Annotated in this window: 17 protein-coding genes and 1 riboswitch; of the genes, 9 read left to right on the top strand and 8 right to left on the bottom strand. The window is 41.7% G+C overall.

Features of this window, described 5'->3' with window-relative positions; genetic code table 11:
* Window positions 1-109 precede the first annotated feature (109 nt).
* Together NFS43_RS10690 and spoIIP are read right to left on the bottom strand one after the other, a co-directional pair.
* Window positions 110-871, bottom strand: a complete 762-nt coding sequence (locus NFS43_RS10690; protein ID WP_251551655.1) for a nuclear transport factor 2 family protein — start codon at window positions 869-871, stop codon at window positions 110-112.
* Between the two features lie 329 nt (window positions 872-1,200).
* Entirely contained in the window at window positions 1,201-2,121 is a 921-nt protein-coding gene (gene spoIIP / locus NFS43_RS10685; protein ID WP_251551654.1) for a stage II sporulation protein P, read from the bottom strand.
* Between the two features lie 312 nt (window positions 2,122-2,433).
* On the opposite strand from spoIIP, the gene NFS43_RS10680 reads away from it, so the two are divergent.
* Entirely contained in the window at window positions 2,434-3,438 is a 1,005-nt protein-coding gene (locus NFS43_RS10680) for a permease (RefSeq protein WP_251551653.1), read from the top strand.
* Window positions 3,439-3,453: 15 nt separating this feature from the next.
* Window positions 3,454-4,380 (top strand): TIGR03943 family putative permease subunit, encoded by a 927-nt coding sequence (locus NFS43_RS10675; RefSeq protein ID WP_251551652.1) that lies wholly within the window; start codon window positions 3,454-3,456, stop codon window positions 4,378-4,380.
* Between the two features lie 79 nt (window positions 4,381-4,459).
* On the opposite strand, the gene NFS43_RS10670 is transcribed toward NFS43_RS10675, so the two are convergent.
* The 3 genes from NFS43_RS10670 to NFS43_RS10660 form a co-directional block, all read right to left on the bottom strand.
* A complete protein-coding gene (locus NFS43_RS10670) occupies window positions 4,460-5,662 on the bottom strand; it encodes a GTP-binding protein (RefSeq protein WP_251551651.1) in 1,203 nt (400 codons plus the stop codon).
* A 112-nt stretch (window positions 5,663-5,774) separates the two neighbouring features.
* On the bottom strand, window positions 5,775-5,924 hold the full coding sequence (gene rpmG / locus NFS43_RS10665; protein WP_251551650.1) for a 50S ribosomal protein L33: 150 nt from the start codon (window positions 5,922-5,924) through the stop codon (window positions 5,775-5,777).
* Window positions 5,925-6,162: 238 nt separating this feature from the next.
* Window positions 6,163-7,356 carry an MFS transporter gene (locus NFS43_RS10660; protein WP_251551649.1) on the bottom strand — a complete coding sequence of 398 codons (1,194 nt, stop codon included), beginning with the start codon at window positions 7,354-7,356 and terminating at the stop codon, window positions 6,163-6,165.
* Between the two features lie 104 nt (window positions 7,357-7,460).
* On the opposite strand from NFS43_RS10660, the gene NFS43_RS10655 reads away from it, so the two are divergent.
* From NFS43_RS10655 to NFS43_RS10630, 6 genes are all read left to right on the top strand, one after another.
* Window positions 7,461-8,330, top strand: a complete 870-nt coding sequence (locus NFS43_RS10655) for a MerR family transcriptional regulator (protein WP_251551648.1) — start codon at window positions 7,461-7,463, stop codon at window positions 8,328-8,330.
* A gap of 68 nt (window positions 8,331-8,398) precedes the next feature.
* Window positions 8,399-8,508, top strand: a riboswitch (TPP riboswitch).
* Between the two features lie 131 nt (window positions 8,509-8,639).
* Window positions 8,640-9,245 carry a thiamine phosphate synthase gene (locus tag NFS43_RS10650; RefSeq protein ID WP_251551647.1) on the top strand — a complete coding sequence of 202 codons (606 nt, stop codon included), beginning with the start codon at window positions 8,640-8,642 and terminating at the stop codon, window positions 9,243-9,245.
* Window positions 9,214-10,356 (top strand): glycine oxidase ThiO, encoded by a 1,143-nt coding sequence (gene thiO / locus NFS43_RS10645; protein ID WP_251551646.1) that lies wholly within the window; start codon window positions 9,214-9,216, stop codon window positions 10,354-10,356. Before NFS43_RS10650 ends, thiO begins: the two co-directional genes overlap by 32 nt.
* Before the next feature lie 10 nt (window positions 10,357-10,366).
* A complete protein-coding gene (gene thiS / locus NFS43_RS10640) occupies window positions 10,367-10,570 on the top strand; it encodes a sulfur carrier protein ThiS (RefSeq protein ID WP_251551645.1) in 204 nt (67 codons plus the stop codon).
* A gap of 1 nt (window position 10,571) precedes the next feature.
* A complete protein-coding gene (locus tag NFS43_RS10635; RefSeq protein ID WP_251551644.1) occupies window positions 10,572-11,339 on the top strand; it encodes a thiazole synthase in 768 nt (255 codons plus the stop codon).
* Complete coding sequence (locus NFS43_RS10630; protein WP_251551643.1) at window positions 11,336-12,355, top strand: thiazole biosynthesis adenylyltransferase ThiF; 1,020 nt, start codon at window positions 11,336-11,338, stop codon at window positions 12,353-12,355. The genes NFS43_RS10635 and NFS43_RS10630 overlap by 4 nt, the downstream gene beginning before the upstream one ends.
* A gap of 114 nt (window positions 12,356-12,469) precedes the next feature.
* Here the strand turns inward: NFS43_RS10630 and NFS43_RS10625 are convergent, their stop codons facing one another.
* From NFS43_RS10625 to NFS43_RS24380, 3 genes are all read right to left on the bottom strand, one after another.
* Window positions 12,470-13,342: an aldose 1-epimerase family protein gene (locus NFS43_RS10625; RefSeq protein WP_251551642.1), complete on the bottom strand. Its 873-nt coding sequence runs from the start codon at window positions 13,340-13,342 to the stop codon at window positions 12,470-12,472.
* A gap of 74 nt (window positions 13,343-13,416) precedes the next feature.
* Window positions 13,417-14,139 carry a YwaF family protein gene (locus NFS43_RS10620; RefSeq protein ID WP_251551641.1) on the bottom strand — a complete coding sequence of 241 codons (723 nt, stop codon included), beginning with the start codon at window positions 14,137-14,139 and terminating at the stop codon, window positions 13,417-13,419.
* A gap of 28 nt (window positions 14,140-14,167) precedes the next feature.
* Window positions 14,168-14,290 carry a hypothetical protein gene (locus NFS43_RS24380; RefSeq protein WP_277613929.1) on the bottom strand — a complete coding sequence of 41 codons (123 nt, stop codon included), beginning with the start codon at window positions 14,288-14,290 and terminating at the stop codon, window positions 14,168-14,170.
* 68 nt (window positions 14,291-14,358) lie between these two features.
* Here NFS43_RS24380 and NFS43_RS10615 point away from each other — a divergent pair, with 68 nt between their 5' ends.
* Complete coding sequence (locus NFS43_RS10615) at window positions 14,359-14,916, top strand: HD domain-containing protein (protein WP_251551640.1); 558 nt, start codon at window positions 14,359-14,361, stop codon at window positions 14,914-14,916.
* The last annotated feature ends 38 nt before the right edge of the window (window positions 14,917-14,954 follow it).

The following is a 14,954-nucleotide window of genomic DNA, read 5'->3' as shown; positions in this document are numbered from 1 at the left end:
CCTGCCTCTTCTAGTTTATCCTACCATACTTGTGAAATATTTTAATACCTTTCTTGCCGCCCAACTAGATAAAAAACAGACCAGCTAGCGGCCTGTTTAAAATTTGTAGTTATTTTATCATGATCGGATTACCAGTTTTAGGAATAAACGAATTGGTCAACGGATGCCCAAAAACTAGTTTCCATTGCGCGTTTTCCTTTGTAACGGCTAAATTCTGTGTAAAGCTAAGGTTTGGGTATTTGATTTCCACTTGAACAATCGCCAACGAATCCGAAATATGTTTGATGCCATATGTGATCATTTGAGGTGCTGGCTGCATGCTTAACCCCTTAAGATGAGCCTCTATTTTTTTACGATCGGCATCAGGCAAAATTTTAATAAAGTTTGTCATTTTCTCTAGATCATCCGTTTTTATGGCGTCAACATAATCCTTAAACAGCTGGGTGACTTCTGCATCCTCCCCTGCTCTATTTTCTGGATTTGTACTTTTTGCCCCTGAGGGTGGAACCCCGATGACGATCTTCCAGTTTCCATCCTTTTTAATGACAGGAGTGGTCCTTATGTTGATCATTTCTTTATAGTTGGATTGAATGGACACCAATGCCGCCTCTTCATTTATTACACTTAGCTTCGTTATACTGGCCTGCTGCAGTGGATTTTCATGGCAGAATCTTGTGTACATTTCCTTAAGATTGTCAATCTTGTGGAAATAGACAGAATGCTCGGCCATCATTTCTGCATTACAATTTTTTTGCGCCTTTAAGAATTTTTCAACGGAAGTTGTCACATCGTCTTTTGTTGACGCCATGGCAGTCGTACCGAAAAATAATAAGATCATCCCCATTGTAATAAAAATCGGAAGTTTTTTCATTCGTTCACCCCATCATTTATTATCTAGATTACTATCTGAAAAAATCTGAAAAATATACCTGCACGGTTTATTCGAGCTCGGTCATTTCCAAATCATTGGCAATCATCGATTGTAATGGTAGGGGGAAAAATAAACCAAGGACATGCTCCGACTGCAATATGGTTACTCTATCTATTGACTAAAGATGCTCCCTATAAAAATACGCTATTGAAAATAGGAGGCCAGTGGAAAATACCGCTATCGTTATAGCAGAAATCCCAGGCAGGAAATAAGCGGCTGTACTGCTGAAAAATGTGAACAATAGCCATTTTAATGAAGCAGGCAGAGATTTAACCATTTCCATTCACCTCTTTTGCTTCGTAAAACTCCCAGTACTGTTCAGCCAATACCTCTGAAAAAACATCAATCGTTCTTTGAAGTTCCTCTAAAGTATTATCTACCCCTCCGACTTCCAGCAGCATCGCATTATTTGAAATATCTTGATTATATACACCATTTCCATCCTTAAAGGTTTTTAGGAAAACCCCTCTGCTAATGCCAGGATAGCTCTTTTCTAATTTTTCGTTTAGTTCTTTCGCCAACTCCAGATTTTCTAAATAACTTTTATTTTCTTTTCCCACGACAAAATAGAGCCTTGCGTAGTTCACTCCATTTATTGCCTTTGTAGTAATCTCTTTCCGGGTATCATCACGGTGGAGGTCAATAAAATAGTTTAGTTTTGTGTTACTGGCGGCGGCTGCTTCAACAATCTCCCGCGACTCAGCATATGCTTTGGTATAGGTCCAGCCTTTTTTCTTTAGCTCTTGGGTCATATTGGTTTTATCGTGTTCAACTCCAATCCCTTTGTTCATTAAATCCGCTGCAAGCCGGTCTCCGAGCCCCACTACATTTGCCCTTTCATCCGAACTGACAGCTTCATTTGGTATGGATGCTCCCACTAACAAGGGAAGAAATGATTCCCAGCTGTGGCTATGATAGATAAATACGGTTTTAGTTTCGGGATCCGTTACAGCAGCATTGTTTTGTGGCACATTCTCTTGTTTTAATAATTCTTCAGATACTTTCCTTTCATTCAGCAGAACCTCTAACGGAGGGGCAGATTCAGTTGGAAGATTAGTGAGGTTTGTCCCTTCTCCTGCCACCACAATCTCGGTGTCATATAATCGTAATCCAGGCAGTTCATTTCCGAGAAGGGTTCTGGCATCTGTTGGTTTTATAGTAACTGCAAGTTGTAAGGCTATATTGGACATATTTTTTGCTGTCAATATAGGGGAATTCATTTCGGGGAAGAAATGGTGGTTTTCAGACTTAATAAAATGCTTTTTTCATAAACTGACCATCCATACAAATAATTGGGACTCTGCTGTCCATTGAAAAAATTCATCCTCATTTTTATTAATTAGGAATTATTACGATTTAAGGCGAATAATCATTTTAGTAGTTTAACAAATCGTAATTATTACGAATTATTTCTTATATCATTTCATCATTGAGTGAAATGATTGAACTGCACAAGCATATAAATAGAATAGGAATGACCGTTCCAAGAAAGGAGAATGAATGTGGCACTTATTAATAAATTGGTAAAAGACAGTCTCGTTTTTCTATTGTTTTTTTTCATCCTATTTCTCTTTTTCTTTGCAGAGGAAATCAAGAACCTATCATTTTTTACTAGAATCCCCAGTACGTTCTTTAATGTAAATACCATTTTTCTCAGCATTATTTTGGAGGCCATTCCTTTTATTCTACTGGGAGTCTTTGTTTCGGCCATTATTCAAGCCTTTGTATCTGAAGAGGCCATTAGAAGGATTTTGCCTCGTAACGCCTATTTGGCCCTCATACCCGCTGCTTTACTAGGAATCATCTTTCCAATATGTGAGTGTGCCATCATTCCCGTAGTCTGCAGGTTAATCAAAAAGGGCATGCCGTCCCATGCAGGAGTAGTGTTTATGCTCAGTGCCCCCATCTTAAACCCTGTCGTTTATACTTCCACCTATTTTGCATTTAAAGGCACGCCCTATATCGCCAATGCCAGAATGCTTATCGGATTTATTAGTTCCATTCTCATTGGATTCATCATTTACAGACGCTTCAAAAGAGAAAATATTTTAAAAACAAAACAAGATGAACATCGACATCATCATCACCACCATCAAAAAGGAAACAAACTATTGGAAACCTTCTATCATGCAAGTGATGAATTATTTGATACTGGAAAGTATTTATTCATAGGCGCACTTCTTGCAAGTCTGTTTCAAGCCTTCTTTGACCGTAATGCCCTTTTATCATTAGGGACAAGCACCACCCTTGCACCAGGGGTTATGATGGGCTTTGCTTTTGTCCTTTCCGTCTGCTCTTCAGCCGATGCCTTTGTTGCCTCTTCGTTTGGCTCAACCTTTACAGAAGGCTCTATTCTTGCTTTTTTAGTTTTCGGCCCAATGATAGATATCAAAAACACCTTGATGTTATTTGGTTATTTTAAGAAAAAGTTTGTCCTCTATTTGCTGTTCGTCACTCCACTTGTCGTCTATTTTTCCGTCTATATCTTTCAGCTATTTTTTAAATAAAAGGGGGGCAAAATGATGAAGTCCAATGAAGATCGCGATTTTTCCTTTCATTATCTTATCAGAGGGATGATTTTAATAGGTTTTATGCTGCTTTTATTTAAATTACTGTTAACCAATGATATTTCTCTATTGATTGCGCCAAAAATGGTTCGCTTCATATACTCTACTCTGTTTGTATTATTGATCCTTAGTGTCCTATTGATTTTAAGAGGGACTTCGGGGCAAAATCAGTCATACCATTGCGATTGTGACGGAGAACACGCCTATCCTGCGTCCAAATGGAAAAGTCTGTTCCTTTATTCATTGTTTATTATTCCAATCGCCACGGGATTTCTTTTCGGCAACAATGTCCTTGATAGCTCTGTCGCCATGAACAGGAACATTAAACTGGGTACAAGCTCGCAAACATCCGCTAACATAACGGCTGCAAAAAACGGCACCCAATCAAGTCCTGCAGCCGATTCCAGCACAACAGACGCTGCATCCAATCCAAAAAGTGTGTTAGAGGATCAGCCTGACCCGATAACGCAATCGGAATACGAAGCCATGAAGGATCAATTATTAAAGGCAAAGACGATTCACATTGAGGATGATCAATATGTGAACATGATGACGATTATTCAAGATAATCTAAACAGCATGGTCGGAAAAACGGTTACGACAAAAGGGTTCGTCTATCGGGAAAAGAACTTTATGCAAGACGAAATTGTTGTGGCCCGATTTGGTATCACTTGCTGTGTTGCTGATGCCTCCGTCTATGGAGTGATGGCAAAAGGAAATGTCGCTGCCTTGCCCAATGACCAATGGGTTCAAGTTACAGGCACGATTGATCAAGCCCAATATAATGGGGAAACGATACCCGTACTAAATATTACCCAGCTTTCCAAAATCACTGCTCCTCAGCAGCCATATGTGTTCGATGTAGGTGTACAGATTTATTAAATCCTTTATTTTTAGAAATCATAAACCCCTGACCATACTTGTTAATAGGACTAACTAGTATGGTCAGGGGATATCTGTATCATCCTATTGCAGCAGTTACTGTCCACCCAAAAGGATCATTCATTTTGTTCCAGTCTAATGCCATCTCCTCTTCCGTCAGCAAACAGCTATCTAAGGAGGCTTTCACACCGTTTTTGTCCATATCAATGCCGATTAGCACTAGTTCATTCTTCCGATCACCAAATTTTTCATCCCAGTCAATTTTCAATTCAGGATTTTCCTTTAAATATTGGGCTTGCTGCTGCGGGGGCAATGAGGCAACCCAATAAGAAACAGGCTCTAATTGAACGGAAGGGCCTGCTTGAGAGAACAATAAAGCAAGGTCATTCCTGGTTGCACACCAGACAATCCCCTTCGCCCTTACGATTTCTGCAGGAATCTCTTCCGCCCATTGACTAAATCTTTCGGAATGGAATGGGAGCGAACTTCTATAAACAAAGGAACTAATCCCGTACTCCTCCGTTTCCGGCGTATGCTCCGGTGCTTCCAGCTCTTTTAACCAGCCAGCCGATTGACTGGCTGCTTCGAAATTAAATAATCCCGTATTCAAAATTTCTGAAATCGGTATATTCCCCTTTACGGAGCGGTATAGTTTAGCCCCGGGCTGCAGCTTTCTTAAAAAGATCTCCAGCTGTTTTACTTGCTCTTCTTCCAATAAATCGCATTTATTAAGAAGTAACACATCACAAAACTCAATCTGGTCAATCAATAGGTCTGCAACGGAACGATCATCATCTTCACCTAATGCCTGGCTTCTTTCCAGGAGGAGGTCACCTGAGGAAAAATCATGCCAAAACCGATTGACATCCACAACCGTAACCATGGTATCTAGTCTGCAATATTTTGTAAGATCGATTCCCAATTCTTCATCAATATAAGAAAAGGTCTGAGCAACTGGTACTGGTTCACTTATTCCAGTTGATTCTATTACGATATAATCAATATTTCCTAATTTGGCCAGCCGCTCCACTTCTATTAGTAAGTCCTCTCTTAATGTACAGCATATGCACCCATTTGATAATTCCACCAGCTTTTCCTCTGTCCGATTCAGCCCGCCTCCTTGTTTCACCAATTCGGCATCCACGTTAATTTCACTCATGTCATTTACAATGACCGCTACCTTTAACCCCTCTCTGTTTCGAAGGATATGATTTAATAAGGTTGTCTTCCCTGCACCTAAATAGCCACTTAAAACGGTTACTGGAATTTTCGTATTTTGCATGTTAATCGTTCCTTTCTATTTGTTAAAACAAAATCATTACGATTTAAAAATTATGCTTCCCCATGAAACATAATTATGGCCCGTCAAATCAAACTATCATGAATCAACCTGTCTACTTCGTTTCTCTATGTAGAGTATATCGTTTCAATCTGGGAGAGAATTTCCTTAATTCCAGCCGTTCAGGATTATTTCTTTTGTTTTTCGTTGTCAGGTAATTTCTATCTCCTGTTTCTGTACACTGAAGTGTGATTTTTACTCTCATCGTTTTTCCTCCTTTTAATTAAATCGAAATCATTACGATTTGCATTTTACATTAGTTCTTTTTATCATGTCAAGCCCGTTGGCAGATTTTATTTCGCTTCATACTACCTTTTACCAAAAGGTTCAACAGATAACAAGTCTCATGCGCATCCACTTTTAAAAGCCCAAAAGGATTAAATTCCTTTTGGGCCGCCCTAATGGTTCGTATTGTTGAATTAGCTCACGGCCCGAGGGCCTCATTAATAGTCAGCAACGCCTGTCTTCTTTTCGTTAGAAGAATCAGCAGCCTTGGTCCACAGCCATGATAAAACGACTCCAAGAGCTAATACAACCGCGGCAAAATAGTAAGGGTAGTCAATATCAATATCAAACAATATCCCCCCGATAATCGGGCCGCTGATATTCGCCAAACTCGTAAACATCGAGTTCATTCCCCCAACGAAACCTTGTTCATCCCCGGCCATATTGGAAAGATAAGAAGTAACAGCTGGACGGAATAAATCAAACCCTACAAAAACAATACATGTTACCAGTAAGATATAGAAATACGAATGAACAACCGTCATACAATAAACAAGTACGGCTGATACGATTAAGCTATATCGAATCAGTTTAATTTCACCCAAAAAGCGTGTCAGCTTATCAAATAAAATGACCTGTGACACGGCGCCCAAAATGGCGCCGCCCATAATGACAATAGCAATTTCAGATGGCCTAAATTGAAATTTATGGTCCACAAACAGGCTAAAAAAAGATTCAAAGGCGGCTAAACCAAAGGAAGTGATGAAAATTAACATAAACGCAAAAGAATACTTCGGAGCAAAAATACGTTTGATGCTTTTCTTCCCTTCTGCCCCATTTTCCATATTTTGTTCTGAACGGTCTGGCTCAGACAATAACACAATAGACAGGACCCCAGCAATGGCGCCAAGTCCACCTGCAAAGAAAAATGGAATCCGCGAACCAAATTCCGCTAAAAATCCACCTATCCCCGGACCAATAATAAACCCCGTACTAATAGCCGCTGACATATACCCAAGTGCTTTAGGGCGGGTGTCAAAATTGGTGATATCTGCAATAAAGGCTGTCACCGCCGGCATAATGAATGCGGCACTGACACCGCCTAAAAAACGGGAAAAAAATAGCATCGCAATCTCTTTCCCAATTCCAAATAAAAATTCGGAAAGGCCAAAAATAAATAAACCTATAACAATCAATATTTTTCTGCCAAATCGATCGGCCGCTTTCCCGGCTATCGGTGAAACGATCAATTGGGCCAATGCAAAAGTGGCTGTCAAATACCCTACGGTGGTTCCGGTAATTCCTAATTCATCCAATAGGGCAGGCAAGACCGGAATGACAAGCCCAATGCCCAAAAAAGCAATAAATAAATTCAATAATAAGATTCCTAAAGTGATTTTTTGACCCTTCATCTTCTGCTCTCTCCTTAACAAGGGTGATAACCGCTATCGTTTGTTTACAATTATCATCCTAAACTATATAGTTACAATATAGTCAAGGGTGGTGCTCTATTTAAATGAACAAAAAAGACAGCAAATATTTAACGACAGGTGAATTTGCGAAGCTGTGCAAAGTTAATAAACAGACCCTTTTTTATTACGATCAAATTGGACTTTTGTCTCCAGTTTTGAAAAATGAAAAAGGGTACCGTTACTATTCCATTCACCAAATCGAGTTATTCTTGGTGATTGATTTATTAAAGGATCTGGGCATGTCACTTCATGATATTCAACATTACATGCAAAATAAGTCACCTGAAAAATTTTTGTCCTTAATGTATCAGAAAAAAGAAGAGATTGTGAAAAAACGCCAGGATATTGAAATGAAGGAAAGAATGATCGATGCAAATATCGCGTTAATGGAAAAAGCGTTAGAGCTTGATTTTCAGCAAATCACGTTTGAGCCATTGCCTGAAGCAACCCTTTATTTAAGCAGAAATATTGAAAATGTCTCTGATAAAGAATTTATTGAAGTGGTTTCCGATTTTATTAATGAATTAAACCGTTCACAGCTGGATTCAGGCTATCCAATCGGGAGCATTACCAAACGCGAACATATACTAAAGGGGGAATTCTCTCATTATAGCTATTTATATATTGAGCAGCCGCATCCAAGAGCAGGATTTCCTTATTTTCAGGCTGTGAAAGGTGATTTTCTCATTGGGTACCATATTGGGGATGAAAAAACAATCCATCAGACCTATAAACGGCTCTTTATAGAGATGGAACTTCTTGATTTGACCTTAGGGGATTATGTTTTTGAAGAGTATATCTATGATTCGGTGGTTAAGAATGACAAGGAACAATATGTCACCAAAATTATGATGCAAGTCGTGCCAAAGCGCCCTTCTTCCTGTATATCGTTTGATAGATTTCCAATAAACTAAATTATTTGACTTTTCATTTCCAAGTGATAGTATTATACGTGCAGATAAATTTTACAAATGAATAGGAAGCAATCCGCTAGAGGTGCCTTTTTAAAAGGCTGAGATTGAAGTGTAACTTCGGGACTCTTATGAACCTGATCTGGGTAATACCAGCGTAGGGAAGTGGAAAACGGGATATTTGATTTCTTTTCAAATCATCAGCCACTTTCTTGCCAAAGAAAGTGGCTTTTTTGTTTTTCGCTAGGTTTTTTTAGGTGGAAAGCTTCCAAAGGAGTGAGGCAAATTCAAACCAGTAAGACCGAATTCCATATGATCTCGAATGGCAAAATGCCACTTGCCCAGCTGCATGAAATCGTAATGGATATCCACCCGTATGCAACGGCCATCCACATTCGGGAAAAACAGAAAACGGCCCGCGAACTTTTCCAAATGATCGAACAGCTGGCGCAAACCATTCCCCTTTCCAAGATCATTGTGAATGACCGGGTGGATGTTGCTTTAGCAGCCGGGGCAGCCGGGGTACAGCTGTCCTTCCATAGCTTGGAAACATTGATTGTCAAAAACAGGTTTGCAAGCCTAAAAGTGGGCCAGTCCATTCACTCTTATGATGAAGGCGTAAAAGCCATTCGGGATGGTGCAGATTATGTCTTGTTTGGGCACATCTTTCCCTCTGGCTCAAAGCCTGGACAGACACCGAAAGGGCTGATGCCATTAACCAGAGTTGCCCAACTCGACATACCCGTGATTGCGATTGGCGGCATCACGCCTGAAAATACTCGAAGCGTAATTCAAGCGGGTGCAAAAGGGATTGCCGTCATGTCTGGCATATTTGAGGCACGCGATCCTTTAGAAGCAGTGAAAGACTACTATCATGCATTAAAAAATGGAGATGGAAAAATTGACGAGCACATTTGATGTTGCCATTATCGGCGGCGGAATCAACGGAAGTTCAATCGCCTATCAGCTTTCAAAGCGCGGAAGACAAGTGGTTTTGATTGAGAAGAACCAGTTAGCTTGCGAGGCCTCGAGTGCGGCAGCCGGAATGCTTGCGGCACAAGCGGAGATTGAACAGGACGGTCCCCTATTCCAATTAGCGTTAAAAAGCCAAGCGATGTTCCGTGAACTTGCAAGTGAACTGTATGAAACAACGGGAATCGATATAGAGTTTGTCCAAAAAGGCATCATCAAAATTGCCGAAACCGATGCCATCGCAGAGGAAATAAAGAAACAAGTAACCTTCCAGCAGAACTGGGATCCCGATATCAAGTGGCTCAACGCTCATGAATTACACGAGTTGGAGCCATCCCTCTCCCCTGACCTCCCTGGCGGCATGTATCTCCCTAACGATGGCCATGTCATGCCGGCAGCTTTATCAAAGGCGTTTGCAAAGGCAGCCATTCATTTTGGCGCGGAAATACTTGAAAACACGGAAGTCCTCTCGTTCCTCTATGAGCAGGAACGGGTCATCGGGGTGAAAACCACTTTTGGTGATATCCATTGCCATCAGGTTGTCCTAGCCACTGGTGCATGGGCCGCTCAGCTGCTGCAAGAGACAGGGATCGGCATAACGGTTTATCCGGTAAAGGGCGAATGCTTTTCCGTAAAGCCTGAGACTCCGATCATAGAGAGAACCATTTTTTCCGATAAGCGATGCTACTTTGTGCCAAAGCGCAACGGTGAAATCTATATTGGGGCGACCCAAGTGGAAAATACCTTTGATAAAAACGTGACGCTTGAAGGAATTGCTGCATTAGCAGAGAGAGCGATCCAATTGGTTCCGCAAATAAAAGACGCCAGATGGGAACGGGTATGGGCGGGTGTTCGGCCGCAAACAGGCGATGGCCTCCCCTACATAGGCGAACATCCATTTAAGAAGGGATTGTTTATGGCCGCGGGGCATTACCGCAACGGGATATTATTAAGTCCAGTTACGGGGAAACTAGTGGCCGGCTTACTGGAAGGCCATCCAGATGAACATCTTCTCTCCTCTTTCAGGATTGATCGAAATAACAAAATGGTTCATTAGGGGGTACATGATGATTGTTGTTATAAATGGCGAATCCGTTTCATTGCCAGCACAGATTGTATCTGTCTCAGACTTACTAAAACACTATGAACTTCATGAAAAAGTTGTGGTAGTCGAAATCAACGGAGAGATTTTAACAGGGACGGAACACCAAATTACTAGATTATCCGATAAGGATCGAATTGAAATTGTCCATTTTGTAGGAGGCGGCTGATATGTTAAAAATTGGTCCATTGTTATTTGAATCACGTTTATTGCTTGGAACTGGAAAATATCCAAGCTTCACAATCCAAAGACAAGCGGTGGAAGTATCGAAAACGGAAATTCTCACCTTTGCAATTCGGCGGATGAATATCTTCGAACCAAGCCAGCCAAACTTTTTAGAGCAGCTGGACACTTCGAGGTATACACTGCTGCCTAATACAGCTGGCGCCAAAACAGCAGCAGAAGCAGTTCGCATTGCCAAACTGGCAAAAGCTTCGGGATTATGCGACATGATTAAAGTGGAGGTCATTGGCTGTGATAAAACCTTGCTGCCGGATCCGATGGAAACGCTGAAAGCGACAGAAGAGTTAGTCAAGGAAGGGTTCATCGTCCTCCCCTATACCTCGGATGATGTCGTCTTGGCCAGAAAGCTTCAAGAAGCGGGATGTCACGCCGTTATGCCAGGCGCTTCACCGATTGGGTCTGGTCAAGGCATTATCAATCCAGTCAACTTACGTTTTATTATCGAACAGGCCGCTGTTCCGGTTATCGTGGATGCAGGCATTGGTTCGCCTGCTGATGCGGCAGCGGCAATGGAATTAGGTGCCGATGGCGTTTTGTTAAATACGGCGGTATCTGGCGCAAACGATCCTGTTAAAATGGCAAAAGCCATGAGGCTCGCCATTGAAGCCGGACGGCTGGGGTTTGAAGCAGGCCGGATTGCGAAAAAGCGCTATGCTACTGCCAGCAGCCCAGTGGAAGGAATGAGCATCGGGTGAAGGACCGCTATTCACGCCAAATGCTCTTCCCTCCAATCGGAAACGGCGGGCAGGAGAAAATTTCGAGAAAACATGTCCTTATCATCGGAGCAGGGGCCCTCGGATCCGCCAATGCCGAAGCGCTCGTGCGTGCTGGTATTGGCCAATTAACGATTGTGGATCGTGACTATGTGGAATGGTCCAATTTGCAGCGGCAGCAATTATATACCGAACAAGATGCTGAAAAACGGCTGCCAAAAGCAATTGCAGCCAAAAATCGCTTAACGGCCATCAACTCTACTGTGAAAATCGCGGCCGTCATCGCAGATGCTTCCGTGCCAGAACTGGAGGAATGGGCGCAGAATGTCGACCTTATCATGGATGCAACCGATAACTTTGAAACAAGAATGATGATCAACGACGTTTCACAGAAGTACCACGTACCATGGATTTACGGTGCTTGTGTCGGAAGCTATGGAATCTCCTATACGATTATTCCTGATAAGACACCTTGCCTTGCTTGTTTGTTAGGGTCTGTTCCGCTAGGCGGGCTGACTTGTGATACCGCCGGAATCATCAGCCCAGCAGTGACTATGGTGGCGGCATATCAAATGACGGAGGGTTTAAAAATTTTGGCCGGAGACTTGGAAGCCTTGCGAAATAGACTCGTATCGTTTGATTTATGGAAAAATCAATTTAGCGCCATAAAGGTAGATCCATTAAAAAAAGGAGATTGCCCTTCCTGCGGAAAAATGCGCTCCTATCCGTTTTTGGCCTTTGAAAACCAAACAAAAACTGCGGTCCTGTGCGGCAGAGATACGGTTCAAATCCGTCCTCCCTCTCCGGTTGTACGTGATTTGGCAGCCTTAGAAAAAGTACTCTTGAACCAAGGGGGAACTGTTCATCGGAATCCTTACCTTCTATCATATGATGCAGGAAGTCATCGAATGGTTATTTTTAAAGATGGCAGAGTGTTGGTTCATGGAACAAAGGATCTTTCTGAGGCTAAGTCCTTTTATCATAAGCTGCTAGGCTAAATATTATCGGCTGCCTTCCAGATGTAATCTGGAAAGCAGCCCTTAATAGTTTTTTCGAGAAAAAATTACGTTCGCAGCTGTCCAATCCTTGTATTCAGAAGACGATTCCACGTTTCATGTAAACTTTATTTCATACTTTGCCTGGAATGATTGTTTCGGCATCAATTGATTGATCCCCAATTTCTCTTTCAAATTCCCAGTTGTAACATATGTATCGGCAATCCCGTACCATGGCTCAATGCAAATAAATGGAGCAATCTTGCCATCTGTGTATTTTGACCAAATCCCGACAAACGGAAAACCTATTAAGCTTACTTCCACACCGTGTTGTGATTGATTCGATGCCAGTGTAATTTGATCGATATGGCTATAAATGAGAGCGTCATTAGCAAATAATGAATCAGTGAGCACAATCGGTGATAAATCATCGAAGCTTCCCTTCTCTCGAATAAGCGCATCGGTCAGCCCATACTCCATCACTTGCTTATCGTCTGCTGGTACAAGATGCAGACTGTAATCACCAATGGTTTCATTTTCTAAAAGCGGGATCCTAAAGGCCGGATGCGCGCCAATCGAGAAATACATCTCCTCTTGGTTTTCATTCACGATCTCCCAATGGACTTCTAGTGAGTCTTCATAAAGCCGATAACGAATCATCGCTTTAAAATCGAAAGGGTATACATGAAGGCAGCGTCCAGCCGATTCGAAGCTAAAGGAAGCCTCCGTTGTTGTCTGCTCCTCCAGCTCAAAATCGACGTCACGCAAAAAGCCATGCTGTGACAACTCATAGGTTTTGCCATCAAGCTGATAGCGGTCATCTTTCAAGCGACCTACAATTGGAAATAATACCGGAGAAACACGTCCCCAATAAGCCGGGTCCCCCGGCCACATGTAGTCTAACCCATTTTTCTTGTGCTTCACTTTAAGGACTTCTGCACCGTGACGATTGATTTCCACCTGCAGCCAATCATTTTCAATCTGTATCATCTGTTTACATCCTGCCTTTCTCAAACTGCCTTCACTCCTATTATAGCCGAAAAACTGAGCAGCTCCTATGCTGCTCAGTTCTTGCTTCCATCACTGGCTCTTCGTTCCCGCTTCAGCAAGCCCGCCATCGGCCAATAGGTGATGAGCAATACCAAGATGGCAGCGATTTCAAGATTAATATAGTACCAAATGCCGCTTCCAAAGAATGATAATAACGTCTCCGTTTCCGAAGGGCTGGCTAAGAAGAAAAAGTTCGTATCCAGAAGCTGGTTCAAGAAAAAGATGGGGAGCGCGATCATATTCAATGTTAAAAAACTTTTTACGATTGCGCTCTTAGGTACTCGATAATTTTCAAAAAGAATAAAATACAAGACCGAGAGTGGAATGACTGAATGCTGAAGGAAATATTTTAAGAAACGAAAATGGGGAAATTGGTAAACAAGATCAGGTGTGACCATGCTTAGAATCGCAGGCAAAGTGCCGGTGAAATATAGCAAGTTAAACGCTTTCTGATTATTTTTCAAAAATAAGTACAAAGCTAAAAAGGTACTAAGGGAACAGACCTGCAACGGCAAATCGCCGACTTCCCATTGATTGGTTAGTATGAGCCACGTATGTTGGGATATCTCACAAATGATTAAAAGACTAAAGAGGAGCCATTTGATGAATGACTGATAGGGCTGGAGGTTCTTTCTAAAAAATATCATAGCCAAACAGATCATAAGGAACAGGAGCAGCGTCACGATATGGGGAAACGAAAACGTGGTGAAATCCCTCATTTCGGTAACAGAAAACATGCCTTCACCCCCTTTGATTGTTCCTATTCTATTCACTAATAACCATTTCTGACACGCGCAGCCGCAGAATTCCATAGGTTCCTTCTTCAAGAATGGCCTTTCTTACATTTCCGCTGATTCTGTTATGGTTTCTTCCATCATTTTTGAGCAATTGTTAACAAATGCAGCATCGAATGTTTTATAATACAAAATAACAATTTTTTATGAGGGTGATGAAAAATGAGGTACGTTACCTTGATTCAAATTTTTAACCATCATATTGCAAAAAAATATCTGAGCCGTTCTGGGATTGCCCATGCCATCGCTTGTGCCTACCACGCTTTTAAATTGGCAAAGGAACATCATGTTTCGGTTGATTTGGCCACAAAAGCTGCCCTGCTTCACGATATGGGCCATTATACATGGTACAGCAATGGAAAATGGGATTATGATTTGTATAAAAAGAATGATATTCATGCAATAAAGGGTGCCGAAAGGGCCCATAAATTGTTGATCCGATTAGGGGAAAATCCTATTATCGCCAAGGAAATTGCGCTTGCTATTTTGTTCCATACGGATTCTTATATGCCGGAGGGTTTTATCAAACGAACACCGCTGCAACAGATTGTCAAATTAGCCGATGAGGCGGACGAGGAACAAGGGGGTATGCACCATTATCGAAAAATTGAGAAAGAAAAAGCAATCAAAATGATTGAGCGGTTGGACCAGATGGTCGAGGAAGAATTAAGCCGAACTTCAGATGAATCTTCACAAAATCGTCGGGAAGGACTTCTTTAGGATCGATCAACCACAAGGAGATGAACGATCGGCTTCCC

Origin of the sequence: Neobacillus muris, from assembly GCF_943193175.1 — a bacterium.
GTDB lineage: Bacteria > Bacillota > Bacilli > Bacillales > Cytobacillaceae > Neobacillus > Neobacillus muris.
The sequence above is the reverse complement of the archived record's forward strand: the minus strand, read 5'-3'. Positions and strand labels throughout refer to the sequence as shown.

What these genes read in the sequence shown, in the direction of transcription:
- NFS43_RS10690 (WP_251551655.1), bottom strand. Translation starts at nt 871, where the DNA reads ATGAAAAAACTTCCGATTTTTATTACAATGGGGATGATCTTATTATTT.
- spoIIP (WP_251551654.1), bottom strand. Translation starts at nt 2,121, where the DNA reads ATGTCCAATATAGCCTTACAACTTGCAGTTACTATAAAACCAACAGAT.
- NFS43_RS10675 (WP_251551652.1), top strand. Translation starts at nt 3,454, where the DNA reads ATGAAGTCCAATGAAGATCGCGATTTTTCCTTTCATTATCTTATCAGA.
- NFS43_RS10670 (WP_251551651.1), bottom strand. Translation starts at nt 5,662, where the DNA reads ATGCAAAATACGAAAATTCCAGTAACCGTTTTAAGTGGCTATTTAGGT.
- rpmG (WP_251551650.1), bottom strand. Translation starts at nt 5,924, where the DNA reads ATGAGAGTAAAAATCACACTTCAGTGTACAGAAACAGGAGATAGAAAT.
- NFS43_RS10660 (WP_251551649.1), bottom strand. Translation starts at nt 7,356, where the DNA reads ATGAAGGGTCAAAAAATCACTTTAGGAATCTTATTATTGAATTTATTT.
- NFS43_RS10655 (WP_251551648.1), top strand. Translation starts at nt 7,461, where the DNA reads ATGAACAAAAAAGACAGCAAATATTTAACGACAGGTGAATTTGCGAAG.
- NFS43_RS10650 (WP_251551647.1), top strand. Translation starts at nt 8,640, where the DNA reads ATGATCTCGAATGGCAAAATGCCACTTGCCCAGCTGCATGAAATCGTA.
- thiO (WP_251551646.1), top strand. Translation starts at nt 9,214, where the DNA reads ATGGAGATGGAAAAATTGACGAGCACATTTGATGTTGCCATTATCGGC.
- thiS (WP_251551645.1), top strand. Translation starts at nt 10,367, where the DNA reads ATGATTGTTGTTATAAATGGCGAATCCGTTTCATTGCCAGCACAGATT.
- NFS43_RS10635 (WP_251551644.1), top strand. Translation starts at nt 10,572, where the DNA reads ATGTTAAAAATTGGTCCATTGTTATTTGAATCACGTTTATTGCTTGGA.
- NFS43_RS10625 (WP_251551642.1), bottom strand. Translation starts at nt 13,342, where the DNA reads ATGATACAGATTGAAAATGATTGGCTGCAGGTGGAAATCAATCGTCAC.
- NFS43_RS10620 (WP_251551641.1), bottom strand. Translation starts at nt 14,139, where the DNA reads ATGTTTTCTGTTACCGAAATGAGGGATTTCACCACGTTTTCGTTTCCC.
- NFS43_RS10615 (WP_251551640.1), top strand. Translation starts at nt 14,359, where the DNA reads ATGAGGTACGTTACCTTGATTCAAATTTTTAACCATCATATTGCAAAA.